We start from the raw sequence: 23,326 nt of genomic DNA on the forward strand, positions 1-23,326 counted from the left end.
CGCTATTCGTTGCGGGTGAGCGATGTCTTGCGCTTGATCGTCTGTTCGTTGGGCTGCCCCTTGTCGAGCGTGTCGGAGGGCCGCATCGCGTCCCCCTCGTCCTGATGCTCGGTCGACAGGTTGGGCCGCTTGGTTTCAGTCGTTGCGCGCTTGTCCATGGCTGTTCTCCTTATTCGGCGGCAACCGACAGCAGCGGCATTCGATCCGCCTGGCGCAGCTCCTGGGCAAACCAGGTGCAGGTGCGCGACAGCCCTTCCTCCAGCGGGACGAGCGGCGCCCAGCCCAGCATCGTCTGGGCGCGGGTGATGTCCGGCTTGCGCCGGCGGGGATCGTCGACGGGCAGCGGATGATAGTCGACCTGCGCGGTGGTGCCAGTCAGCGCCACGATCCGCGTCACGAGGTCGGATACGGTCATCTCATTCGGATTGCCCAGGTTGACCGGCTCCGACCCGACCGTCTCGCTGTCCATCAGGCGGATCAGCCCGTCGACCAGATCGCTGACGTAGCAGAAGCTGCGCGTCTGGCTGCCGTCGCCATATACCGTGATCGTATCGCCGGTGAGCGCCTGGCAGATGAAATTGGAGACGACGCGGCCATCGTCGGGGTGCATCCGCGGGCCATAGGTGTTGAAGATGCGCGCGACGCGAACGTCCGCCCGGCCGAGCCGCGCGAAATCGAGCGCCATCGCTTCGGCAGCGCGTTTGCCCTCGTCATAGCAGGCGCGCGGGCCGGTGCAGCTGACCGCGCCGCGATAATCCTCGCGCTGGGGGTGAACCTCCGGATCGCCATAGACCTCGCTGGTGGAGGTGAGGAGGAAGCGGGCGCCCGATTGCTCGGCCAGCCGAAGCAAGTGATCGGTGCCGACGACGCAGGTCAGCATCGTATGCTCGGGATCGGCTTGGTAATGCGGCGGCGAGGCGGCGCAGGCGAGATTGTAGACGCGCGTGATCCGCCGGGTCAGCGCGGTGACCGTCGCGGGCAGCTTCTCGATCACGTCCGCCTTGACGAAGGTGAAGCGCGGGTGGCCGATCAGATCATCGACGTTGGTCGCGCGCGACGTCTGAAGGTTGTCGAGGCAGACGACATGCTCGCCGCGCGCGAGCAGCGCCTGGCACAGGTGCGAGCCGATGAAGCCGGCACCGCCGGCGACCAGAGTGACGGGCGCGTCGTTGGTGTCCATGCGGGGCTTGCTCCGGCTGGGTTGGGGGCGGGTGGCGTCGTTGATGTGAGCTTCGAGCTGGGCGGCGCGGTGCGACGCGGTGTGCGCGGCGAGCACGCGATCACGCGCAGCATGGCCGAGCGCGGCGGCATCCTGTTCCAGCGCGGCGAGCGCCTGTTCGGTGGTGTCGGCGAGCATGATCTCACGCCCGGGCACGAAGAGATCGTCGATGCCCTCCCACCGATCGGACAGGATCGGCGTGCCACAGGCGCCTGCCTCGAACAGCCGGACCGAGGGCGACCAGCCGGCGGCGATCATGTCCGCGCGCGTGACGTTCAGCGTCATGCGCGACTGGCTGTAGAAGGCCGGGTGATCGGCCGGCGGCAGGTGATCGATGCGGGTGACGTTGGCCGGCCAGTCGATCGTGTCGGGATATTGCGGCCCGGCGACGGCGAACTGAAGGTCGGGGCGGCGGCGCGCCGGTTCGATCAGCAGCCGTTCCAGCGTCGGCTGGCGATCGTCACTATAGGTGCCGAGGTAGGAGAGCGCCCAGCGCTTGGGCGTGTCCTGCGGCTGGTAACGGGTCGCGTCGACGGTGCAATAGAGCGCGCGGGCGGCCCTGGCGCCATATTGGCGCTCGATCCGCTCCAGCGTCGGGCCCCCGGTGAAGGACAGGTACAGGTCGAAGCCGGGGATCACCTCGGGCGAGAGATATTCATGGTCGCCGCGGTCGAGCTTCGCCAGCGTGACGGGGGTGTCGATGTCGTAGAAGGCGGTGACGCCCCGGGCCGTCGCCTGCACGTAGCGGGCGATCGAAACGCCCTCCGGCACGTAGGAACCGACAATGACCGCGTCCGCCCCGGCAATCGCGTCGCGCCACGTCGCGAGGTCGGCGAGGTCGGCATAATAATCGAGCCGGCAGAAATCGGGATCGGTCAGGTCGCGGCGGTCGCCGGAATACCAGGGCACGGTGCGCTCGAGGAACTGGATGTCGTGGCCGCGTTCGGCGAACCCCGACAGCAACGCACGCCAGGTGGTGGCGTGGCCATTGCCCCAGGAGGAGCCGAGGCTGAGGCCAAGGACGACGAGCTTCATGCCGCCACCCTCGCCGCGGCGGCATGGGCGCGCAGCAGGTCGTCGACCTGCCGCGCGCGCAGCTCATAGGTGTGCTCGGCCAGGACGCGGCGGCGCGCCGCCTCACCGATCGCGCGGGCGCGTTCGGTGGTGAGGTCCGCCAGCAGATCGGCGACGTCCTGTCCGGTGCGGGCGACCAGCACTTCCTCGCCCGGGATCAGGAACTGTTCGATCCCCTCCCAATAGTCGGTGATGAGGCAGGCGCCGGCACCGGCCGCCTCGAACACGCGGGTGGCGGGGGAGAAGCCGACCGCGGCCATCGAATCGCGCGCGATGTTGAGCACCGCGCGGGGCGTGCAGTTGAACGCATTGTGGTCCGCCGTGCCGACATGGCCGAGGTGGCGGACGTTCGCCGGCATGTGCTTGTCGTGCCAGCCGCTGCCGCCGATCAGGAAGCTCTGTTCGGGCAGCGCAGCGGCGGCGGCGAGGAAGAATTGCTCCACTCGCGCCTCGCGATCGGGCAGGCGGTTGCCGAGGAAGGCGAGGTCGCAGGCGAAGCGATCATCGGGCGCGACCGGGTGGTGCGTGTCGGGATCGACGGCGTTGTAGACGGGGATGCAGCGCGCCGCGCCCAGCGCCTCATACGCCTCGACCACCGGCGGGCCGCCGCCGTAGGTCAGCACCATGTCGAGCTGCGGCAGCGCGGCGCGGACGGGGTGCGCGGGATCGGCGCGGATCTCGTCCAGCGTTGCGGCGGCGTCGACATCCCAGAAGATCTTGAGCGCATCGGCGCGCGCATGGTCGATGATGCCGGCGATCAGCTCCGCGTCGAATACGCCGACGCCGCTGGCCTTCACCACCACATCGGCCTTGCGCGCTTCGGCCAGGACCGATCGCAGGCCCTCCTGCGTCGCGGGATAGACGATCGAGGTCGCATATTCGGGCGGTTCGATATCGCGGTTCGACTGCCGGTCGAAGGCGTCGGGTTCATAGAAGGTGATCTGGTGACCGTGCGCCGCCAGTGCCTTCAGGATGCCGCGATAATAGGTCGCGGCGCCGTTCCAATAGGAGGACAGGAGGCTTGAGCCGTAAAAGGCGATCTTCATGCGGCGTCCTTCGTCTGTTCGAGCGAGCGCAGGCTGGCGACGATGGCGAGCAGCTGGTCGACGCGATGCGCGCAGGTGTGGCGTGCCTTGATCGTGGCGAGGCCGTGCCTGGCGAGTGAGCGGCGCAGGCCAGCATCGTCGCGCAGCGCGGTGAGGTGCCGAGTCATTTCCGCGCCGTCGCGGGCGACGAGATAGTCGCGCCACGGGGTGAACAGCCCCTCCGCATCGTCCCACGGTGCCGACACCAGCGGGATGCCGCAGGCCAGCGCTTCGAACACGCGGATCGTGGGGATGCCGGGCAGGATGGTGGCATAATAGCGCCGCGGCACGTGCACGGTGGCGAGATGCCGGGCGAAGATATCGGGCGCGGCCGCATTGGGCGCCCAGCCGTGATAGCGCACGCCGTAGCGGTCCAGCGTGGTCAGCGCCTCCGCCGGGTAGCGCACGCCATAGATGTCGAGCGGCAGCTTCGCGCCCTGCGCCGGGGCGAACAGGAAGCGTTCCAGTTCCTCGGTACGCTCGCCATCGCCCCAATTGCCGATCCAGACGAGGCCGGAACGCTCGCCCTCCACCTCGGGCGGGTGGAAGCGGCGCAGGTCGGCCGCCTCATGCCAGGTCCAGACGCGCTTGCCCCAGCCCCAGTCGCGGTAGATCTCGCTCAGCGTCTCGCCGAACGCGAGGACGCCGTCATAGCCGCTGAGGTCATAGGCGCGCATCGCCTCGGGCTCGCTCACCGCGCGGTGGTGCGTGTCGTGGAACAGCAGGGTGTGGTGCGCGCCGCGCTTGCGCTGATCGCCCAGCGCGGCGACGAGGCCATGGTCGTTCCACTCATGCACGATGACGAGATCGGCGCCGTCGGTAAGCTGGTCGGCCGGGGTCGCGGGATCGTAGGTGGTCGTGCTCAGCTCGGGATAGCGTTCGCGCCACGCCGCAAGCCCCGCCTCGCCATGGTCGGCCAGGAGGTTGGCGAGGCTCCACGCGCCCTCTGGCTCATAGGCGACCACGTCATGCCCGCGCGCGACCAGCTCGCTCAGCACCCCGCGCAGGAAATGGGCGTTGCCGTGGTTCCAGCAGGACGCCAAGCTGTGGGTGAAATAGATGATCTTCATGCGGCGACCCTTTCGCTGGTGCCGGCCGGGTTCTCGCCGGTGGCCGCGGCTCTTCGTGCGTCAGTGTAGAGGGCGCGCATCGCCTTTGCGGTCGCGCCGACGGTGAAATGCGCGCCGCGGGCGAGCGCGGCATCGGCGAGGCGGGCGCGCTCGGCATCGTCGCCCATTACCTCGGCAATGGCATCGGCCCAGGCGGCGGGATCATCGCCGGCGACGAAGTGCGCCGCGCCGTCCCACAGCTCGCGGAAGGTGTCGATGTCCGACAGGATCAGCGGGCAGCCGGCCTGCGCCGCCTCCAGCACCGCCAGCCCGAACGGTTCGAACGAAGCGGCAGAGACGAAGACGGGCTGTGCCGCCAGCATTGCGCCGATGCCGTCCGGCGTCAGTTCGCCGAGCAGGTGGAGATGTTCGACCGGGACCGAGGCACCATGCGGCGCGCGGGTGGGACCGGCGGCATAGAGTGGGACAGCGAGCCGGCCGGCGGCGGCATCAAGCAGCGGCGTGCGCTTCACCTCGTCCCACAGGCGGCCGGCGGTGAAGGCGATATGCCGCGTGGCGACCGGCGCGACCAACGGCGGCGTGCGGCCGTTGTGGACGGCGATCGGCGCGGCGGTGAGGCCGTAATGGCGCGCGATCGTGTGGGCGTAGCTCTCGCTCGGCGCGACCACGCAATCGGCGCGGCGCAGCCCGTCGGCAACGAGCGCGCGATGCCAGGCGAAGGCGGGGTCGAGCGGCGTGCCGGGGCGGGCGGCTTCCCACCAGGTCGAGACGCAGCCATGCGCCACCGCCACGACCGGAAGGTCACCGGTGAGGCCCGGGATCAGGGCCGGCTGGTTCACATGGAGCAGATCGACGCGGTGGCGGATCGCCAGCGCCGCGATCGTCGCCGCGGCGTGGCGGACGGCAACGGCATCATCGGTCAGCCAGTCGAGTGGTTCGCCCGTTTCCACCAGGGTCACCCGGCGGAGCGCCGCGACCTCCGCCCGCTGCGTTTCCGAGGGCGCGGGGCCAAGCACGGCAAGCACCGTCTCAATGCCAGCGTCGCCCAGTGCGCCGGCGAGATCGACGGCATAGCGCCAGACGCCGCCCACCGCATCGACCGTCATCAGGATACGGCGCGGACGGTGAGTCACACCGCCACCTTGAGCGAAGGGGAGCTTCCCAGCGCAAGACCGCGCTCGGCCGAGAGCCAGCTGGCAAGGCGGCGCAGGCCGGTGCGCCAGTCGGCGGGCCGCGCGAGGCCGAGTGCGGCATCGACCGCGCGGCGATCGGCGACGAAATAGCGCTGGTCGCCTGCGCGCCAATCACCAAAGCGCAGGTCGACCGGGTAGCCGACAACCGCCTCGATCTCCGCCAGCACGTTGCGCAGGCTGACGGCATTGTCGGGCCCGCCGCCCAGGTTGAAGACCTCGCCGGCGTGGCGATCGATCTGCTGCCAGAGCGCGACATAGGCGTCGACTGCGTCGCCCACCTCAAGGATGTCGCGGACCTGATGGCCGTCGCCATAGATGTCGATCGTGCGCCCCTCCAGCGCGCGGATCAGGAAGTGCGCGACCCATCCCTGATCCTCGGTGCCCATCTGGCGTTCGCCGTAGATGCAGCTCATCCGCAGGACGGCGGCCGGGATGCCGTAGCTGCGCGCGTAATCGAGGACATATTGGTCCGCTGCGCCCTTGGAGCAGCCATAGGGCGTGTGGAAGTCGAGCGGGCGCGTCTCGCCAATGCCGTAAGCGTTCACCAGCGGATCGACCGGCTGGTAGCCGTTGGCGGTTTCGTCAAAGGCAAGGTCCGCAAGATCGCCATAGACCTTGTTGGTCGAGGCGAAGATCACCGCCGGCGGCTGCGGCGCGAGGCGCGCGGCCTCCAGCACGTTCAACGTGCCCGCGATGTTGATCGCGAAATCGGCGCGCGGGTCGGTGAGGCTGGTGGTCACCGCGACCTGCGCCGCCATGTGGAACACCGCCTGCGACGCCTGCACCGCCTCGGTCATCGCCGCCTCGTCGCGAATGTCGGCGATCCGCACGTCGATCCGCTCGCCGTGATTTGCCGTCAGCCATTCGAGGTTGCGTTTCACGCCCTCGCGCACGAGCGCGTCATAGACGATGACGCGGTGGCCTTCGCCGGCCAACCGGTGCGCGATATTGCTGCCGATGAAGCCCGCGCCGCCGGTCACCAGGATCGCGCGCCCGTCCGCTCCCTGGGAAGTCGCGGTCATGCGACCAGCCCGCGCTTCTCGAGCTCGGCGCGCGCATGGCTGACGCGGTCCTCGGCGGTCTGCTGCGCCACCCAGTCGGCCAGCACGGCCAGCTCAGTCTCGAAATCGGCGGTGGCGCGGAAGCCGAGCTGCTGCTCCGCCAGCGACGTGTCGCAGAAACAGTGGCGGATGTCGCCGACGCGTGCCTTGCCGACGATTTCCGGCGATGCGTCATTCTGGCCCATGGCGCGGCCCAGCGCCTCGGCTACTTCGGTGACCGAGCGGTCCTTGCCTGACCCGACGTTGAACGTGCCGCCTACCGCCTCTGGCAGGAACAGCGCCTCGGCAAAGGCGCGCGCCACATCGCCGACATGGACGAAGTCGCGGCGCTGCTCGCCATCCTCGAACACCATCGGGCGCTGCTTGTTGAGCAGGCGCGAGGCGAAGATCGCGAGGACGCCGGTATAGGGGTTGGAGAGCGCCTGGCCGGGGCCATAGACGTTGAACAGCCGCAGGCAGACGCTTTCGATGCCGTAGGGCGCGCCCATGATGTGCGTCGTGCGCTCCTGCACATATTTGTTGAGCGCGTAGATCGAGGAGAGCGCGGGGCGCTTCGTCTCGGGTGTCGCGACGGGGGTGAGCGGGCGGCCTTGCGCGTCGGTCGGATCCCATTGCCGCTGGCCATCGCGGATCATGCCGCGCGCGGCATCCTCCACCAGATGGCCGTCCGCGTCGCGATACAGCCCCTCGCCATAGATGCTCATCGAGGAGGCGGTGACGACGCGGCGGACGGGATTGTCGATCAGCCGCTCGAAGAGCACAGCCGTGCCGACGTCATTGACCGAGGTGTAGCGTTCCACCTCGTACATCGACTGGCCAACGCCGACTTCGGCCGCGAGGTGGACGACACTGTTGATCCCGTCGAGCGCCTTCGCCACCGCATCGCCATCGCGCACATCCGCGACGATCAGTTCCGCTTCGGGCGACAGGTTTGCGGGGCGGCCGCCATCGCCGTGGACTTGCGGCAGCAGATTGTCGAGGATACGAACACGGTGACCGCGGCGAAGCAATTCTTCGGTGACAAAGCGGCCGATGAAACCGGCGCCGCCCGTGATGAGAACATGTTCGCTCATTGGTCCCCGCTTTGTATTTTGTTTTGAGTTTTCGCCCGCTTAGGAGCGGTCCCACCGGAGCTTGAACATCTTCATCTACCCTTGGTTCCCGTTAATTTCGCTTCCTCAACTACTTGTTGACGCAGGTTAATCGATTTGCGCGGAACAGGGGCCGGCGCGGCCCGTTCAGGTCGCATCTTCAACAAAGGTTGAAACGGGGGCGGTGGCAGCGACGATCCATCTGGTGCGGCACGGCGCCCATGTCGAAGCAGGGCGCGTGCTCACCGGGCGTGGCAGTCCGGTCGGCCTTGCGCCGGTCGGACGCGAGCAGGCCGCCTGGGCGGCGCGGCGGCTGACCGACGTGGTGCGGGTGGAGACCAGCCCCCAGCGGCGCACGATGGAGACGGCGGCGGTCATCGCGGACCATTTCGGCCTGGGACAGCCGTTCGTCGCGGATGCCCTGGACGAGCTCGATTTCGGCGATTGGACAGGGCAGGCGATTGCCGATCTGGCCGATGATCCGCAGTGGGCGCGCTGGAATGAACAGCGCGCCGTGGGGCAGACACCGGGCGGCGAGCGGATGGCCGATGCCGTGGCGCGCGCGGTGACGCACCTCGCAGGATTGGCGCAGGCCGACTGGCTGGGGGCGATCGTCTGCGTCTCGCATGCCGACATCATCCGCGGCGTCGTCGCGCATTATCTGGGACTATCGCTCGACCGGATGCTGGCGTTCGATGTCGATCCGGGGTCGATCACCAGCCTGGTGGTGGGCGACTGGGGCGGGCATCTGCTTGCGCTGAACGTCCACGCCGGATGACGGGCGTTAGTCGCTGTCCTTCTTGTCGAGGAAGTCGAGCACCTGCTCGGGCGAGATGTCGCGCTTGATCTCCTCGATCTCGGGATCGCTTTCCGCGCCCACCTTGACCGCGATCCGCTCCACCATGCCGGCCAGCCGGGTCAGTTCATGTTCCGCGAGCAGGGAGACGTGGAGGTCGAGGTCACGGCGCCGATCGGCCACCGCCGCCATCCGGTTCTGCGAGATGAGGACGAAGGTGGACAGGAAGATCGCTTCAACCGATGCCTCCATCGCCAGCACGACAAAGGTCGGGTCGAACGGCGCGAGGCCAGGGATCCAGCCGAGGTTCCAGACGATCCAGCTGCCAAAGAAGATGGCGTGGAGCACGACAAAGCGCATCGACCCGGCAAAGCGCGTGATCGCGTCGGCCAGCCGGTCGCCCAGCGGCGCGTTCCTCGCCTGTTGCTCGGCCCGCGCGTTCAGCCGCTCGATATTCTCGCGCAGCGTGCGGGTCATGTGCGCGTCGGCTGGCGTGTTCGCGGGGGGTGTGGTCATGGCGCGGATCATGGCGTGTCGGCGGGCGAAGAACACCAACATCGATCACGTAGGGTCGAACGAAAGGCGGAATGGATCGTGACGGAAATGATGCAGGCAGCGGTGCTTCAGGCGCCCGGCAAGATCAGCGTCGAGCAGGTGCCGGTGCCGCAGCCGGGCGCCGGCGAGGTACGCGTGCGGATCGAGGGGTGCGGCGTGTGCGCGTCCAATGTCGAGCCGTGGGAGGGGCAGGAATGGTCGAGCTGGCCGGGCGCGCCGGGTGGCCTTGGCCATGAGGCGTGGGGCGTCGTCGATGCGGTGGGCAGCGGCGCCGACATCGCGATCGGCACGCGGGTCGCGATGCTCTCCGAACGCGCCTTTGCCGCTTATGACGTGGCGCCGGTCGAGAAGGTGGTGCCACTGCCGTCGGCGCTCGACGGGCAGCCTTTCCCCGGCGAGCCGATCGCCTGCGCGGTTAACATCTTCCGCCGGTCGCAGATCGAGGCCGGGCAGTGGGTGGCGATCATCGGCATCGGGTTCCTTGGTGCGGTCCTGACCCGGCTGGCGAGCGAAGCAGGGGCGCGGGTGATCGCGATCTCGCGCCGCGACGAATCGCTGGAGCTTGCGCGCCGCTTCGGCGCCGAGGTGACCGTGCCGATGATCGATCACTACAAGATCATCGGCCAGATCGGGCAACTGACCGGCGGCACCTTCTGCCCGCGCGTCATCGAGGCGGTGGGCAAGCAATGGCCGCTCGACCTGGCGGGCGAGCTCGTCGGATTCGGCGGGCGGCTGGTGATCGCCGGCTATCACCAGGACGGACCGCGGCAAGTGAACGTCCAGAACTGGAACTGGAAGGGGATCGACGTCGTCAACGCGCATGAGCGTGACCCGGCGGTCCAGCTGCGCGGATTGCGCGAGGCGATTGATCTGGTGGCAAGCGGGCGCCTTGATCCGACGCCGCTCTACACCGGGCGGTACACGCTCGATCAGCTCGATGAGGCGCTGGCCGCGACTCGCGACAAGCCGGGCGGATTCGTGAAGGCGCTGGTGACCTTGGGGTGACTACGTAGGCCTGGATGACCGCCCGGCCACAAGCAAGGATCGGGCCTTCGTCGGCGGACCCATTTTGTACGCGGCAACCCCGCGGCTGGAACGAAACGGGTCCGTTTCGAAAGGCTAGGAAATCTCGCGATTCGCGCGTCGCGGATTTTGCGCCGTTTCAGTTTCTCCTAGCAAAAACAGCAACTTGTGCGTTTTTCGACGGATTTGCGCGGGCCGGATCGAGTCAAGGAGGTATATTTCAAAAATGCGGCACGAGCCGGACTTGATCGACTCACGCGGCTGTTCCTAAACCATAGTCAGTCGCCGCGGCTGTCTGCCTGCGGCGCTCATTTGACCATCGTCGTAGCCGACCGTGGCGGGGGCCACATCGGGGGACATTTTTGCTTTGTCGATCTGTGGCTGCGACCCGTGTCGCGGCCCGAGGAAGGGTGCGCGTGCCGTTGTCACAACATCGAACAACTGACGAAGGCAGTGACCTGGCAAGGGCATGGGCGCGGGTGCGCGCCAACCTGCGCGAGTCCGCCGGCGTCCGCCTGTTCGACCAGTGGCTGAAGCCGATGCAGCTCGACGAGGCGGGCGATCCCGATCGCGTTCGCCTGACCCTGCCGTCGGCCTTTGCCACCAACTGGGTGCGTAGCCATTATGCGGAGCGGCTGTTCCGCGAGTTTCGCGCAATCCTGCCCGACATCCGCTCGGTCGAGATCGAGATGGCGCCTGCGCGCGCCGGCGCCGCCGTGGTGTCGCTGACCGCGGTGCCCGTCGCAGCGCCCGTCGTCGTGGCTGCGCCCGCCGCGCCGGCCAGCGATGTCGAGCGCCCCGCGCTGGAGCCGCGCTACACCTTTGACCGCTTCGTCGTGGACGCGTCGAACAAGGTGGCGTTCAACGCCGCCAAGCAGCTGGCAAAGCCCGGCGCGGTCCGCTTCAGCCCGTTGTTCCTTCATGCCGGCACGGGGCAGGGCAAGACCCACCTGATGCATGCCATCGGCCACGCCTTCATGGCGGCGGTCCCCGGCGCGCGGGTGATCGCGATGTCGGCCGAACGCTTCATGTTCGACTTCGTCGCCGCCCTTCGCGCCCGCGACACCTTTGCGTTCAAGATGCGGCTGCGCTCGGCCGACCTGCTGCTGATCGACGACCTGCAGTTCATCGCTGGCAAGGACGCGACGCAGGAGGAATTCTTCCACACCGTCAACGAGATCATGGGCGCGGGCAAGCGGCTCGTCATCTCGGCGGATCGCTCGCCGCAGGCGCTGGAAGGGATCGAGCAGCGGATCATCGGCCGCATGGCGATGGGCCTGGTCGCCGACATCAAGCCGCCGTCGCTGGAACTGCGCCGCACCCTGCTCGACCGCAAGGTCGCCGACATGGCCGATGTGCGCGTGCCCGCCGACGTGCTCGACATGCTGGCGGGTCGCATCACCAACAACATCCGCGAGCTGGAAGGCGCGCTGAACCGGGTCATCGCTTATGCGCAGCTGACCGGCGAGACGCTGGACCTCGACTTTGCGATCGCGACGCTGGGCGACGTGCTGCGCGGCAGCATGCGGCGCGTGACGATCGACGAAATCCAGAAGCGCGTGTCGCAGCATTTCGACCTGAAGCCGCTGGACCTCATCTCGGCCCGCCGCGCGCGTGCCGTGGCGCGGCCGCGACAGATCGCCATGTACCTCGCCAAGCGGCTCACCACGCGCTCGCTGCCCGAGATCGGCCGCAAGTTCGGTGGCCGCGACCATTCCACCGTGATCCACGCGGTGCGGCGGATCGAGGAACTGCGCGACACCGATGCCGACGTCGACGGCGCAGTGCGCGCGCTGATGCGCGATCTGGAGGCCTGAGCCTTCCACCCGGCGCAGCGGCGCACCAGCAGGCATGAAAAAACCGCCGGGAGCCTCAGGGCTGCCGGCGGTTTCTTGTTCGGGTGGGCGTCAGACGTTGAAGCGGAAGAGCATCACGTCGCCGTCCTGGACGACATATTCCTTGCCCTCTTGTCGCAGCTTGCCCGCCTCGCGCGCGCCGGCCTCGCCGCCACAGGCGACATAATCGTCAAAGGCGATCGTTTCGGCGCGGATGAAACCGCGTTCGAAATCGCTGTGGATCGCGCCGGCGGCCTGCGGCGCCTTTGATCCCGCCGGGATCGTCCAGGCGCGCGCTTCCTTCGGGCCGACGGTGAAGAAGGTGAGGAGGTGGAGCAGCTTGTACCCGGCGCGGATCACGCGGGCGAGGCCGGTTTCCTCCAGCCCCAGCTCGGACAGGAACTCCCCGCGGTCCTCGACCGGCATGGTGGCGATCTCTGCCTCGATCGCGGCGGACACGACGACAGCCTCGGCGCCCTCGGCCGCGGCCTTGGCAAAGACGCGCGCGGACAGCTCGTTGCCGTCGGCGGCATGCGCCTCATCGACGTTGCAGACGTAGAGCACCGGCTTGGCGGTGATCAGCTGCGCCTGCGAGAAGACTCGCTCTTCTTCCGCATCCTTGGGCTGGGTGAGGCGGGCAGGCTTGCCGTCGCGCAGCAGCTCGAGCGCCTGGCCCAGCACGCTGGCGCCGATCTTGGCCTCCTTGTCGCCCTGCTGGCCCTTCTTGATAAGGTTGGGCACGCGTTTTTCGAGACTTTCGAGGTCCGACAGCATCAGCTCGGTCTCGACCGTCTCGGCGTCGGCGATCGGATCGACCTTCCCCTCGACGTGGGTGACGTCGCCATCCTCGAAGCAGCGCAGGACATGGACGATCGCGTCGACCTCGCGGATGTTGCCGAGGAACTGGTTGCCCAGCCCCTCACCCTTGGACGCGCCACGCACCAGGCCGGCGATGTCGACGAACGCGAGCTGAGTCTCGATCACCTTGGCGGACTTGGCGATCTCGGCCAGCTTCTGGAGGCGCGGGTCGGGAACGCCGACATTGCCGACGTTCGGCTCGATCGTGCAGAACGGGTAATTGGCCGCCTGCGCCGCGGCCGTCTCGGTCAGCGCGTTGAAGAGGGTGGACTTGCCCACGTTGGGCAGGCCCACGATGCCGCAGCGGAAACCCATGATAGATCCTTGAGATTAGGTGTTGCGGCGGCCTTAATGCGGCGGCGCGGCGGAAGCCACCCTCACCGCAGGCCTACCAGCGATAGTTGAAGCTGACGCTGATGCGATCCTGCTTGGCGCTGCTCGGCATCACTTCGTGCCTGAGCCAGCTTTCCCACAGGAAAATCGTGCCGGGGCGCGGCTCGGCATGGACGAAACTGCCCTCGCGCGGCGGCGCTGCCATCATCAGGCCCAGGCGGGGATCCTCCAGCCGGAGCACCCCGGCGCCGGGCGGCACGCTGACGTAGAAGGTGCCGGAGACGACGCTGTGCGGGTGGATGTGCCCCGAATGCGCGCCGCCGGGCTTCAGCAGGTTCACCCACAGGCTGTCGAGCTTCAGCTTGCGCCCGCCAAGCTGGAAGCCGCACTCGGCCGCGAAGCGCGCGACGTGACGATCGAGGTGACGCTTCAGATCGGCGAAGGCAGGGTCGCGCTGCGGCAGATCGTCGAGCGAGGCGTAGGAGGTATAGCCGCGATAGCCATGCTCCTTCGACCAGCGCTTGCCGGCGGTATCGTCCATGGCAAAGGCGCGGACCGATGCCTCCAGCTCCTCGAGCAGCGCGGCATCGTCGATCGTCTCTTCGTAGAAGAGGGTCGGGAACAGGGAGCGGACGGGCATCGCGGCGAGGTAAGCCCGCGTCGCAGGATTGCCAAGGCGCGCGATCAGCCGCCGTGCAGGCGGTGAAGCAGCGTGAGCGCGGTGACGAGCAGGGTCAGCATCGCCACGATCATCAGCAACAGGACGTAGAGGACCCCCCAGGTGCCGACCTGGTTGTCGCGGCGGGCGACCCACCAGATCGACAGAAGTACTGCGCCGACGAGCGCGATCCGCGGCGCCACCGGGGCGAGCGCCGCCACCGCCAAGGCCGCGATCGCCGGGGCGAACCGGCGGACGCGGGCGCTGCGCGTCAGACCGGAGACCACTCCACCGGTTCCTCGCCCTCGTCATCCTCGGCGACGCGGGCGTGATCGGGGCCGATCTTCTCGAGCAACTTGTCCAGCACCCAGTCGACGCCGGTGCCGCTGGCGCCCGACAGCGGGATCACCTCGGCCCCGCTCGCTTCCTCCAGCTCCGCCGACAGCGCCGCGATCAGTTCCTCGTCGAGCGTGTCGATCTTGTTCAGCGCGATCACCACCGGCTTCTCGTCGAGCCCGGCGCCATAGGCCTCCAGCTCTTCGCGCACGATGCGATAGCTTTCGCCCACGTCGACATCATTGGCGTCGATGAGGTGCAGCAGCACGCGGCACCGCTCGATATGGCCGAGGAAGCGGTCGCCGATGCCGGCGCCTTCCGCCGCGCCGGCGATGAGGCCGGGAATATCGGCGATGACGAATTCCTGACCCTTGTGCCGCACCACGCCCAGCTGCGGGCGGGTGGTGGTAAAGGCATAGGCGCCGACCTTGGCCTGTGCATTGGTCACCGCATTGATGAAGGTCGACTTGCCGGCATTGGGCAGGCCGACGAGCCCCGCGTCGGCGAGCAGCTTCAGCCGCAGCCACACCCAGGCCTCTTCATTGGGCCAGCCGGTGCCATGCTGGCGCGGCGCGCGATTGGTCGAGGTCTTGTAGCTGGCGTTGCCGCGCCCGCCGTCGCCGCCGCGCAGGAATACCTCGCGCTGGCCGACCTCGGTCAGGTCGAGGAGCAGGGTGCGCTCCTCATCGTCCGCCAGCACCTGCGTGCCGACCGGCACCTTGATGACCAGATCCTCGCCGCCCGCGCCGGTGCGATTCGATCCCGAGCCGCCATGGCCGCGCTCGGCCCGGAAATGCTGGGTGTAGCGAAAGTCGATCAGCGTATTGAGGCCGGCGACGGCTTCGAACACGATGTCGCCGCCCTTGCCGCCATTGCCCCCGTCAGGGCCGCCATATTCGATGAACTTTTCACGGCGAAAGCTGACCGCGCCGGGGCCACCGGCGCCCGAGCGGACGAAGATCTTTGCTTGATCGAGGAAATGCATGGCGAGCCGCTTAGCGAATTCGCCGGCGCAAAGCGACAAGGACCGCTGCCGGCCGCGGCATCACCGGGTGATTGCTTAACCGACGATGGGGCAGGGAGGGCAGATGGTCACGACTCTGCTGTTCGCCGCGCTGCTCATTAACGCCGCGACCTTTGCTGCATTCTGGTCGGACAAGCGCCGCGCCATTGCCGGCGAGCGACGGATATCGGAGGCGAGCCTGCTGCAGCTGGCGTTGATCGGCGGGTCGCCGGGCGCGCTCGCCGCGCGCCACCTGTTTCGCCACAAGACGCGCAAGGAGCCGTTTTCCACCCGGCTGCTGCTGATCGTCGCGATTCAGGCGGGCGCGGGAATCGGGCTGCTGATCCTGTAGCCCCGAACCCGATTCCCCGGGCTTCCGGCTTATCGACCCCGGTCCGCCAGCAACATGCCGCGCGCCAGCTTGCGCGCGGTATCGCGCGACAGGCCGAGCGCCTTGGCCATCGGCGCCCCGAGCAACGCGTCGCCCAGGGCCATCAGTACGAGCTGAAGCGTTTCCTCGCGGATCGGCGCCCCGCCGTGATGGTCCTGCGCCAGATCCTCGACCAGATCGTGGATCGCGGTGAGAATCGGGTCGAGCGCGTTTTCATTGCCGGTGAGGATCATCCAGCTCGCGAGCGCGCCGGCGCCGTTGCGGCCAAAGGCGTCGAAGGTGAGGTCGACGACCTCCGCGGGATCCTCCGCCTCGCGTGAGCGGAGCACTGCGGCCTTGATCGTGCCGACGATCCGCGCCGCCAGATCCTCGATCAACGCCTTCTGCAGCCCTTCGGCCGATCCGAAATGGTGGAGGAGATTGGCGTGGGTGCGGCCGATCCGCGCGCCCACCGCCTTCAGCGTGACGGCCTGCGGCCCGACCTCGACCAGAAGCTCGCGCGCGGCCGACAGCGCGGCGCTGCGCGATTCCTCGGGGGTCATGCGGCGGCGAAGCGGGGTCACGGACATCAAGCCGGCTGTCGGCGCATCAGCAATGTTTTGCAATGGCTTGCTTTACGCAGCCGGACGGCGTGCTGGAGGGCGTACGTCGTCCGGCCGTGCATTGCAGGCAAGCAGGAGAAAGGAGGGCGGCGAGGGGCGATCAGGCGGCGATTGCCATTCGCGCCGGGACCTCTTCTTCCTCGCCCATGTCGAGCGCCAGCACGGCGCTGTCCACGGCCCGGCCCTGCGCCAGCGAGAAGCTGGCCTCGCGCCGGATCTCGCGGAAACCCAGCTTCTCGAGCACCCGGCGCGAGGGCAGATTGTCGAGATGGTGGCGCGCCTCGATCCGGCGGAGGGGCAGGGCATGGCGCGCCATGTCGACGACGGCGCGTGCCGCCTCGGTCGCATAGCCGCGGCCCCAGGCCGACGGCGTCAGCCAATAGCCAAGCTCGGCCACGCCGCCGCCCTGGTCGGTCAGGCCGATGCCACCGATCATGCGGGGATAATCATGGTCGTGGCTCAGGATCAGGAATCGCGCCTCGGCCTCCCCGCGCGGCATCGACAAAAATGCCTCTGCATCGGCGAGGGTATAGGGCCAGGGCAGCCGCGCCAGCTTCATCGCCACCTCTTCATGGGCGATGGTGTGCTGCAGCCTCTCGGCCTCTTCCGGCCATCCCGGCCGTAACGTCAATCTCTTCGTCCGCGCGAACATCTGCGCCCTCCTCGCCTGACGCGCCGTTAGCCGGGACCGATGACGGGCCGGCGACAGACGCGGTGAATTGAGGGAGCAATAAAAAAGGGAGCCTGGGCGGACCCGGCTCCCTTGTCTGGTGGCTGGCCTCCCTGATGGAGGCTCCGGATCGCCCTGGTGGGCAACCCGGATGGTCGCCCGATGTTACTCTGCCGCCTCGGCAATCATGTCGACCGAACAGAATTTACGGCCGAGCTTGCCGTCGTGGAATACCACGCGGCCATCGACGAGCGCGAAAAGGGTGTGGTCCTTGCCGATGCCGACGTTGCGGCCCGGATAGAACTTCGTCCCGCGCTGACGCACGAGGATGTTGCCTGCGATCGCTTCCTGACCGCCGAACTTCTTCACGCCAAGACGACGACCGGCCGAATCACGACCGTTACGCGACGAGCCGCCTGCTTTCTTATGTGCCATGGTGCTTGCTCCTTACGCTTCGCGATTACGCCGACGCGCCGATCGACACGATCTTCAGGATCGTGTGGTTCTGGCGGTGGCCGTTGCGACGGCGGTAGTTGTGACGGCGGCGCTTCTTGAAGACGATGACCTTCTCACCCTTCGCCTGCGCGATGATCTCGGCAGCGACGGTGAGCCCGTCGGTCGGCTTCAGCTCCGAACCTTCGCCGGCCAGCAGCACGTCGCTCAGCGTGACGGAGGCGCCGGCATCGCCCTCCAGCTTCTCGACGACGATCTTGTCTCCGGCGGCAACGCGATACTGCTTGCCGCCCGTGCGCACGACTGCGAACATGGCCTGACTCTATCCAAATGCTTGTGCCCGGTCCGGATTGCCGGGCCAGGAGGAAGGGCGCAGCTAGGAGAGTCGCGCCCGTTTGTCAACGCCGCGCGCGGCCGCTGACGTCGATTACCGTTGCGTCGCGATCAGTGACGATGCTCGCGCCGCAGCAGATAGCGCCCGTCGCTCAGCCCCGTGAACAGGCCAGCGATCGCCGGATGGTCGACCGGCTCGTCGCTCTCGTCATGCACCAGGTTCTGCTGGCTGACGTAAGCGACATAAGTCGATTCGGCGTTCTCCGCGAGGAGGTGGTAGAACGGCTGGTCCTTGCGCGGCCGGATCCCCTCGGGAATCGACTGATACCATTCCTCGGTATTGGCGAAGACCGGATCGACATCGAACACGACGCCGCGGAAATCGAGCATGCGATGCCGCACGATGTCACCGATGGAGAATCGCGCATGGGCCACCGCGGGCAGCGCGGGCGCATCGCTCGCCGCTGCGGAACTGGCCGATCGCGATGGGATCGACAGGGAACTGGGGGCAGAAGGCATGATGCCAATCTAGTGGTTGTTGCGCGCTGCACAAGCAGCCGCTTGCGCAATGCAAACAAGCGCGTTAGAGGCGCGCCCTCGATCCACCGGGCCCGCCATCTGGCACGCCCGGTTGCCTCGCGGAGAGGTGCCAGAGTGGTCGATTGGGACGGTCTCGAAAACCGTTGTGCCTTTACGGGTACCGTGGGTTCGAATCCCACCCTCTCCGCCACCTTCTCCTTCGTACTTCCCCTCATGCCGATGACGCGCGGACCAACTGGCGTTGGCCAGGCAAGGGGCGTACGCTCACGCCATGTGGAGAGGGGGCCCCCGTCGCTGGGATCCGGTTTCGCCTGCGCACGGCAGGCAGGCAGACCTTGGTGTGCGCTGCAGCGGCTGGCGGATTGCGCTGTTGGCCGTTTCCGCGCTGGGGAGTGCGAGTGCAGCGACGGCTGATCCGGTGGCGATGAGCTTCACCGCCGCGCTGGAGCGGACTGACCGCGTGGATCCGGCGCTCTCAGCCGCGAAGCACGCCCAGAGCGCGGCGCGCCTCACCGAAGAATCGCTGTCGACGCTGAACCGCCCGATCGTCACCGTGTCGGCGCAATATGTCGAATATCAAAAGACGCTGTCGCTCGACCTCACCGGCCCGCGCCGCGACGCGCTGGACAGCTCCAACAGCTTCCTTGATTCGATCCCCAGCTCCGTCGCACCTGAATTTCAGACCATCGCCTCCGATATCGTGGGGCGAATCTCCCAGGCGCTGCCGGGGCTGTTCGCCGCACTGCCGAGCGACGTGTCGTATCGCTTTCGCCAGAGCGTGTTCCGCCCCACGGTCCAGGGCATCCTGCCGATCTACACCGGTGGCGCGATCGCCGCGATCAAGCGCGGGGCGGCGGCGGGAACCGCGCTGGGCGAGGCGCGCACCCGATCGGCGCGCGATCTGGTGCGGGTCAATCTGGTCCGCGCCTATTTCGGCCAGCTTGCCGCCGCCTCGCTGGAGGATTCGACGCGCGAGTCGCTCGCAGCGCTCGATGATCTGCTGTCCGACGCGATCAAGCTGGAGCTGGCGGGCTTCGTTCCCCGCGCCCGCCGTCTGGAGGCGCAGGTCGCGCGTGACGCGGCGGAGCGGCAATATGAGCGCGCGGTGCTGGCGCATGACAGCGCCCGCAGCGACCTTGCCAGCCTGCTCGAGGAGGAGGGCGTGACCCCCACGACACCGCTGTTCGTGCAGACCGCGCCGCTGCCGCCGCCAAGTACGTTCCTGGGCGGCGAGGACGATCTGCCGCAGACGCGCGAGGCCGATGCGGCGACCGCGGTGGCGCGGGCCGGGGTGGATCTGGCGAAGGCGCGCCAGCGGCCGCAGGCCTTTGCCTTTGGCGAATATAACCTCAACCGTTCCAATGCCTTGCCGGTCGAGCCGGACTGGATCGTCGGCGTCGGCGTGCGGTACACCCTGTTGTCCAATATCGGGCGATCGCAGTCGGTCGCGGCGGCGCGGGAGCAGGAGGCGGCGGCGGCGGAAACCGCGCGGGGCGCGCGGCAGACGAGCCGTGTCGCCACGCTGCGGGCGTGGAACCTGGTCGAAAGCGCGCGGCGTTCCTTCGTCTCGCTGGACAGCAGCCTGGCGGCAGCAGCGGAGAATCTGCGCGTTCAGCAGATCAGCTTCCGCGAGGGCGAGGGGACAGTGACGGCAGTGACCGGGGCGGAAGCCGCGCTGGCGGCGGCACGAACGCAGCGCGTGGCGACCGCATATGAATATGAACTGGCGCTCGCGGCGCTGCTGACCGCGTCCGGCAAGCTCGACGCCTTTCCGCAGTATCTGGCGGGCGCGAACGTGCGCATCCCGATCGTGGCGCGGCGATGAGCGCGCAGACGGTTGCTGCTCCCGCGACCGCGGAGGACGCGCCGCCGCCGTCACATCGCACGCGCTGGCTGCTGTGGGGCGGCGTGGTGATCGTCGCCATCGCCGTCGCAATCGGCCTGTGGCTCGCGAGCCGTCCGGCCCTGCCGCCGCTGCAGGGCGAGGTGGAGGCGGAGGAGGTGAACGTCGCGACCAAGGCGCTGTCGCGGCTCACGCGGATCATGGTGTCGGAGGGCGATCGCGTGCGCCGCGGCGAGGTACTCGCGATCCTCAATGCGCCGGAAGTGGAAACGGGATCGCAACAGGCCGCCGCCGCGCTGGAAAGCGCACGCGCGCTGCAGGAAATCGCCGACAAGGGCGCGCGCGAGCAGGACATCGCCGCCATGCGCGCGAATTGGGAAGCGGCGCGCGCCACCGCGAACCTCGCCGCGACGACCAGCCGGCGGGTCGACAGCCTCTATGAACAGGGGGTGGTCGCGGCGCAGCGGCGTGACGAGGCACGCGCCGCGATGGTGTCGAGCGCGCGCATCGCGGAGGCGGCGCGGCTGCAATATGAAAAGGTCGCCGCCGGCACGCGGGAGGAGAACAAGCAGGTCGCCGCCGCGCAGGTGCGGTCCGCCGAGGCGCTGGTGTTCGCAGCCGATGCGGCTGAGCGTGAGACGCGGCTGATTTCGCCAATTGATGGCGAGGTATCGCGGCGGCTGGTGCAGCCGGGCGAGATCGTCAGCCCGATCCTGCCCGCGATCCAGCTGATCGCGATCGATCGGCCGTGGGTGACGGTCAACGTCCAGGAGGATGATTTCAGGGGCATGAAGCAGGGCCGCGTGCTGCGCGGCACCGTGCCCGCGCTGGGCAAGACCATCGATTTTCGCGTCACCAACATCGCGCCACAGGGCAGCTACGCCACGTTCCGTGCGACGCGGCAGTCGAGCGGCTATGACGTTCACGCCTTTGCCGTGAAGCTGGAGCCGACGCAGCGCGCCACGGGGCTGCGGCCGGGGATGAGCGTCCTGTTCGACTGGCCGCAATGAGCGCGTTCGCGGCATCCTTTCGGCAGGAAGCCGCGCGAATCCTCCGTACCCCGCTCGACCTTTTCCTGCTCACGCTGTTTCCGCTGGTGATGCTGGCGGCGATGGCGGCCATGATGTGGGGCGGCACGCTGAGCAACCTGCCCGTCGTCATCGTCGATCAGGACGGCGGCCCGCTCGCCCGCGCGATCACGCGCAACATTGATGCGACACCGTATCTGGAGGTGGTGGCGCAGACGCCGCAGCGCGCCGAAGCGCTGGCCATGGTTCGCCGCGAACAGGCTGTCGCCTTCATGGTCATTCCAAAAGGCGTCGGCACCCGTGGGGCCACCGATCCGCCGGTGACGGTGTTCTACGAGGCGGTGTTCCTGTCGACAGGATCGGTCGCCTCCACCTATCTGCGGCTCGTCACCACGGCGACGCTGTTGGCCCAGGCGCCACGCGACCTGGGCGTGGCAGGGGCGTCTGTTGCCGGGCGCACGCTGCCGACGATCCAGATCACGCTGCTCGGCAACCCGACGCTCAGCCTCGAATGGTTCCTCGGGATGCTGATCGGGCCCAGCATCCTCCATCTGGTGATCGCCATTTCCTGCATCGGCTCGCTCGGGCTGTTGCTGCGCGACAAGTCATTCGGCGCCTATGTCCGTGACACGCCGGCGCCCGTGGCGGCGCTGTCGGGACGGCTGGCGGTGCACGTCCTGGCCGGCATAACGTGGGGCGTGGCGTGGCTGCTGTGGATGACGCTGGCGCGTGGCTATCGCGTCGAGGGCAGCGTGGCGCTGGTCGTGATCGGGCTGGTCCTGCTGTTCATCGCCACGGCGGCGATCGGCCTGTTGTTCATCGCGGTCACGCGCGAGGTGGGCACGTCCTTTTCCGGTGCGGTCATCGTCGCCGGATCGGCGCTCGCCTATTCCGGCGCGACGCTGCCGCTCAGCGGCGGGCTGTGGTATGCGCAGGACTGGAGCAAGGTGCTGCCGCTCACCCACTACATCTTGTTGCAGATGGACCAGCTGATCGGCGTCACCGCGCGCGCCGACCTGACGCCAATGATCGCGCTGCTGCTCTATCCGCTGATCGGCGGCGTCGTCGGCATGGTGCTGATCGTGCGATCGAAGCGCCCGGTATGAGCTTCCTCCGGGCGCTCGAGCAGACGCTGCTGACGATCATCCGCACGCGCGAGTTGCTGATGCTCGCGGTCGTCTCCGTGCTGTTCTACGCCGTTTATTATCCCGCGCCTTATCAACAGCAGACGGCGACCGACATCGCGCTGGTGGTGGTGGACGCCGATCGTTCGCCCATGTCGCGCGCGCTGGTGCGGCACCTTTCGGATACACGCGCGGTCTTCGTCGTGGTGGAAACGGGCAATCTGGGCGAAGCGCGCGAACTGGTGCGCGCGCGCAAGGCCGATGGCGTCGTGTACCTCGCGCCGCACCTGCAACAGCGCGTCCTGTCGCGCGGCGGGGGGACGGGCATCGCCTTATGGCTGAACGGTGCGTACTTCGTCCGCGCCGAGGCGATCGGGGAGACGCTTGGCGAGGTGGCGCTCGATGCGCTGGACGAACTGGCGCAAACGGTGCCGGCGATCGCGCGGCAGCGCGCGCCTGAGGTGCTGGTGCAGCCGATCTTTACCACCGGCGGCTATCGCGATTACGTCTTCCCGGCGGTCGCCAACATCATCCTGCAACAGACGTTGCTCGCCGCGTCCGCGCGGCTGGTGGCGGATCGCCGCCAGCGCGGCTGGACGGTCATGCGCCGGGCGGAGGCGCTTGGCATGCTGGCCGCCGCCGTGCTCGTCGGTGTCCTAACGACGGGTTTCTACTTCGGCTTCGTCTATTGGGCGCAAGGGGTGCCGCGCGGCGGCAACATGCCGGGGCTGCTGCTGGCGATCCCGCCGTTCGCGGTGGCGGTGGCGGGACTCGGCATGGTGCTGGGCAGCCTGTTTCGCGCCGGCGACGACGCGCTGAAGGTGCTCCTGCCCACGTCCTTGCCGCTGTTGTTCCTGGGCGGCTTCGCCTGGCCGCTCTATGCCATGCCGCAATGGTTGGCGACGGGCGCATGGCTGTCGCCAGCGACGCCTGCGACGCACCTGTTCATTCGCTTCAACCAGATGGGGGCAACGCTGGCGGAGGCATGGGGGCCGTTCTGCGTCATGGCGGGGCTCGCCGCCTGCTATACCGCCGGCTTCCTGTGGCGGGTGCGGCGCCTGAACGCCGAGGTCTGCACCGGGGGCGCCTGAGGATCGTCGGTGTCCGCAGACACCGCCGCTACTGCGACGGCGCCTGCGGACCCGTGACGGA

At 68.2% G+C, this 23,326-nt stretch carries 25 protein-coding genes and 1 tRNA gene; 9 read left to right on the forward strand and 17 right to left on the reverse strand.

What is annotated here, in order from left to right:
* Nucleotides 1-2: 2 nt before the first annotated feature.
* From L8F96_RS11565 to L8F96_RS11595, 7 genes are read right to left on the reverse strand one after another with little or no spacing between them, the layout of a single operon-like run.
* A complete protein-coding gene (locus tag L8F96_RS11565; RefSeq protein WP_168770658.1) occupies nt 3-158 on the reverse strand; it encodes a hypothetical protein in 156 nt (51 codons plus the stop codon).
* 11 nt (nt 159-169) lie between these two features.
* Nucleotides 170-2,254: a bifunctional glycosyltransferase/UDP-glucuronate decarboxylase gene (locus L8F96_RS11570; RefSeq protein WP_334656052.1), complete on the reverse strand. Its 2,085-nt coding sequence runs from the start codon at nt 2,252-2,254 to the stop codon at nt 170-172.
* On the reverse strand, nt 2,251-3,339 hold the full coding sequence (locus tag L8F96_RS11575) for a CgeB family protein (RefSeq protein WP_334656053.1): 1,089 nt from the start codon (nt 3,337-3,339) through the stop codon (nt 2,251-2,253). The genes L8F96_RS11570 and L8F96_RS11575 overlap by 4 nt, the downstream gene beginning before the upstream one ends.
* Nucleotides 3,336-4,448, reverse strand: coding sequence for a CgeB family protein (locus L8F96_RS11580; protein WP_334656054.1), 1,113 nt, complete (start codon nt 4,446-4,448; stop codon nt 3,336-3,338). The genes L8F96_RS11575 and L8F96_RS11580 overlap by 4 nt, the downstream gene beginning before the upstream one ends.
* A complete protein-coding gene (locus tag L8F96_RS11585) occupies nt 4,445-5,581 on the reverse strand; it encodes a glycosyltransferase family 4 protein (protein ID WP_334656055.1) in 1,137 nt (378 codons plus the stop codon). The genes L8F96_RS11580 and L8F96_RS11585 overlap by 4 nt, the downstream gene beginning before the upstream one ends.
* Nucleotides 5,578-6,663 (reverse strand): SDR family NAD(P)-dependent oxidoreductase, encoded by a 1,086-nt coding sequence (locus L8F96_RS11590; protein ID WP_334656056.1) that lies wholly within the window; start codon nt 6,661-6,663, stop codon nt 5,578-5,580. Before L8F96_RS11590 ends, L8F96_RS11585 begins: the two co-directional genes overlap by 4 nt.
* Nucleotides 6,660-7,775 (reverse strand): NAD-dependent epimerase/dehydratase family protein, encoded by a 1,116-nt coding sequence (locus L8F96_RS11595; protein WP_334656057.1) that lies wholly within the window; start codon nt 7,773-7,775, stop codon nt 6,660-6,662. The genes L8F96_RS11590 and L8F96_RS11595 overlap by 4 nt, the downstream gene beginning before the upstream one ends.
* A gap of 202 nt (nt 7,776-7,977) precedes the next feature.
* Between L8F96_RS11595 and L8F96_RS11600 the strand changes: the two genes are divergently transcribed.
* Nucleotides 7,978-8,571: a histidine phosphatase family protein gene (locus L8F96_RS11600; RefSeq protein ID WP_334656058.1), complete on the forward strand. Its 594-nt coding sequence runs from the start codon at nt 7,978-7,980 to the stop codon at nt 8,569-8,571.
* Nucleotides 8,572-8,577: 6 nt separating this feature from the next.
* Here L8F96_RS11600 and L8F96_RS11605 read toward each other — a convergent pair whose 3' ends face one another.
* Nucleotides 8,578-9,105 carry a DUF1003 domain-containing protein gene (locus tag L8F96_RS11605; RefSeq protein ID WP_334656059.1) on the reverse strand — a complete coding sequence of 176 codons (528 nt, stop codon included), beginning with the start codon at nt 9,103-9,105 and terminating at the stop codon, nt 8,578-8,580.
* Nucleotides 9,106-9,192: 87 nt separating this feature from the next.
* Between L8F96_RS11605 and L8F96_RS11610 the strand changes: the two genes are divergently transcribed.
* Nucleotides 9,193-10,149 carry an MDR/zinc-dependent alcohol dehydrogenase-like family protein gene (locus L8F96_RS11610; RefSeq protein WP_197075265.1) on the forward strand — a complete coding sequence of 319 codons (957 nt, stop codon included), beginning with the start codon at nt 9,193-9,195 and terminating at the stop codon, nt 10,147-10,149.
* A 440-nt stretch (nt 10,150-10,589) separates the two neighbouring features.
* Complete coding sequence (gene dnaA / locus L8F96_RS11615) at nt 10,590-11,984, forward strand: chromosomal replication initiator protein DnaA (protein WP_417158974.1); 1,395 nt, start codon at nt 10,590-10,592, stop codon at nt 11,982-11,984.
* Nucleotides 11,985-12,074: 90 nt separating this feature from the next.
* On the opposite strand, the gene ychF is transcribed toward dnaA, so the two are convergent.
* The 4 genes from ychF to obgE all read right to left on the reverse strand — a co-directional run bounded on the left by ychF (nt 12,075) and on the right by obgE (nt 15,172).
* Entirely contained in the window at nt 12,075-13,175 is a 1,101-nt protein-coding gene (gene ychF, locus L8F96_RS11620) for a redox-regulated ATPase YchF (protein ID WP_046406642.1), read from the reverse strand.
* 73 nt (nt 13,176-13,248) lie between these two features.
* On the reverse strand, nt 13,249-13,833 hold the full coding sequence (locus tag L8F96_RS11625; protein ID WP_125945261.1) for a TIGR02466 family protein: 585 nt from the start codon (nt 13,831-13,833) through the stop codon (nt 13,249-13,251).
* Between the two features lie 44 nt (nt 13,834-13,877).
* A complete protein-coding gene (locus L8F96_RS11630) occupies nt 13,878-14,138 on the reverse strand; it encodes a hypothetical protein (RefSeq protein ID WP_334656061.1) in 261 nt (86 codons plus the stop codon).
* Entirely contained in the window at nt 14,123-15,172 is a 1,050-nt protein-coding gene (gene obgE, locus L8F96_RS11635; protein ID WP_136450554.1) for a GTPase ObgE, read from the reverse strand. The genes L8F96_RS11630 and obgE overlap by 16 nt, the downstream gene beginning before the upstream one ends.
* A 103-nt stretch (nt 15,173-15,275) precedes the next feature.
* Between obgE and L8F96_RS11640 the strand changes: the two genes are divergently transcribed.
* Nucleotides 15,276-15,542 (forward strand): DUF1294 domain-containing protein, encoded by a 267-nt coding sequence (locus L8F96_RS11640; RefSeq protein ID WP_046406637.1) that lies wholly within the window; start codon nt 15,276-15,278, stop codon nt 15,540-15,542.
* Nucleotides 15,543-15,571: 29 nt separating this feature from the next.
* On the opposite strand, the gene L8F96_RS11645 is transcribed toward L8F96_RS11640, so the two are convergent.
* The 5 genes from L8F96_RS11645 to hspQ form a co-directional block, all read right to left on the reverse strand.
* A complete protein-coding gene (locus L8F96_RS11645) occupies nt 15,572-16,150 on the reverse strand; it encodes a TetR/AcrR family transcriptional regulator (protein WP_145120425.1) in 579 nt (192 codons plus the stop codon).
* A 133-nt stretch (nt 16,151-16,283) separates the two neighbouring features.
* Complete coding sequence (locus L8F96_RS11650) at nt 16,284-16,835, reverse strand: GNAT family N-acetyltransferase (RefSeq protein ID WP_334656062.1); 552 nt, start codon at nt 16,833-16,835, stop codon at nt 16,284-16,286.
* A gap of 183 nt (nt 16,836-17,018) precedes the next feature.
* Complete coding sequence (rpmA, locus tag L8F96_RS11655; RefSeq protein ID WP_046406357.1) at nt 17,019-17,288, reverse strand: 50S ribosomal protein L27; 270 nt, start codon at nt 17,286-17,288, stop codon at nt 17,019-17,021.
* A gap of 25 nt (nt 17,289-17,313) precedes the next feature.
* A complete protein-coding gene (gene rplU, locus L8F96_RS11660; RefSeq protein ID WP_046406359.1) occupies nt 17,314-17,619 on the reverse strand; it encodes a 50S ribosomal protein L21 in 306 nt (101 codons plus the stop codon).
* 131 nt (nt 17,620-17,750) lie between these two features.
* Entirely contained in the window at nt 17,751-18,158 is a 408-nt protein-coding gene (gene hspQ / locus L8F96_RS11665; RefSeq protein WP_125945265.1) for a heat shock protein HspQ, read from the reverse strand.
* A gap of 121 nt (nt 18,159-18,279) precedes the next feature.
* Between hspQ and L8F96_RS11670 the strand changes: the two genes are divergently transcribed.
* From L8F96_RS11670 to L8F96_RS11690, 5 genes are all read left to right on the forward strand, one after another.
* Nucleotides 18,280-18,369, forward strand: a tRNA-Ser gene (locus L8F96_RS11670).
* Nucleotides 18,370-18,549: 180 nt separating this feature from the next.
* Entirely contained in the window at nt 18,550-20,004 is a 1,455-nt protein-coding gene (locus L8F96_RS11675; protein ID WP_334656064.1) for a TolC family protein, read from the forward strand.
* A complete protein-coding gene (locus L8F96_RS11680; RefSeq protein WP_125945267.1) occupies nt 20,001-21,032 on the forward strand; it encodes an HlyD family secretion protein in 1,032 nt (343 codons plus the stop codon). The genes L8F96_RS11675 and L8F96_RS11680 overlap by 4 nt, the downstream gene beginning before the upstream one ends.
* Nucleotides 21,029-22,156 (forward strand): ABC transporter permease, encoded by a 1,128-nt coding sequence (locus tag L8F96_RS11685; protein WP_334656065.1) that lies wholly within the window; start codon nt 21,029-21,031, stop codon nt 22,154-22,156. The genes L8F96_RS11680 and L8F96_RS11685 overlap by 4 nt, the downstream gene beginning before the upstream one ends.
* The gene (locus L8F96_RS11690) at nt 22,153-23,265 is read left to right on the forward strand and encodes an ABC transporter permease (protein WP_052742309.1); all 1,113 of its coding nucleotides are present in this window, start codon (nt 22,153-22,155) and stop codon (nt 23,263-23,265) included. Before L8F96_RS11685 ends, L8F96_RS11690 begins: the two co-directional genes overlap by 4 nt.
* Nucleotides 23,266-23,326: the final 61 nt, after the last annotated feature.

It is taken from the genome of Sphingomonas panaciterrae, assembly GCF_036890205.1.
GTDB lineage: Bacteria > Pseudomonadota > Alphaproteobacteria > Sphingomonadales > Sphingomonadaceae > Sphingomonas > Sphingomonas panaciterrae.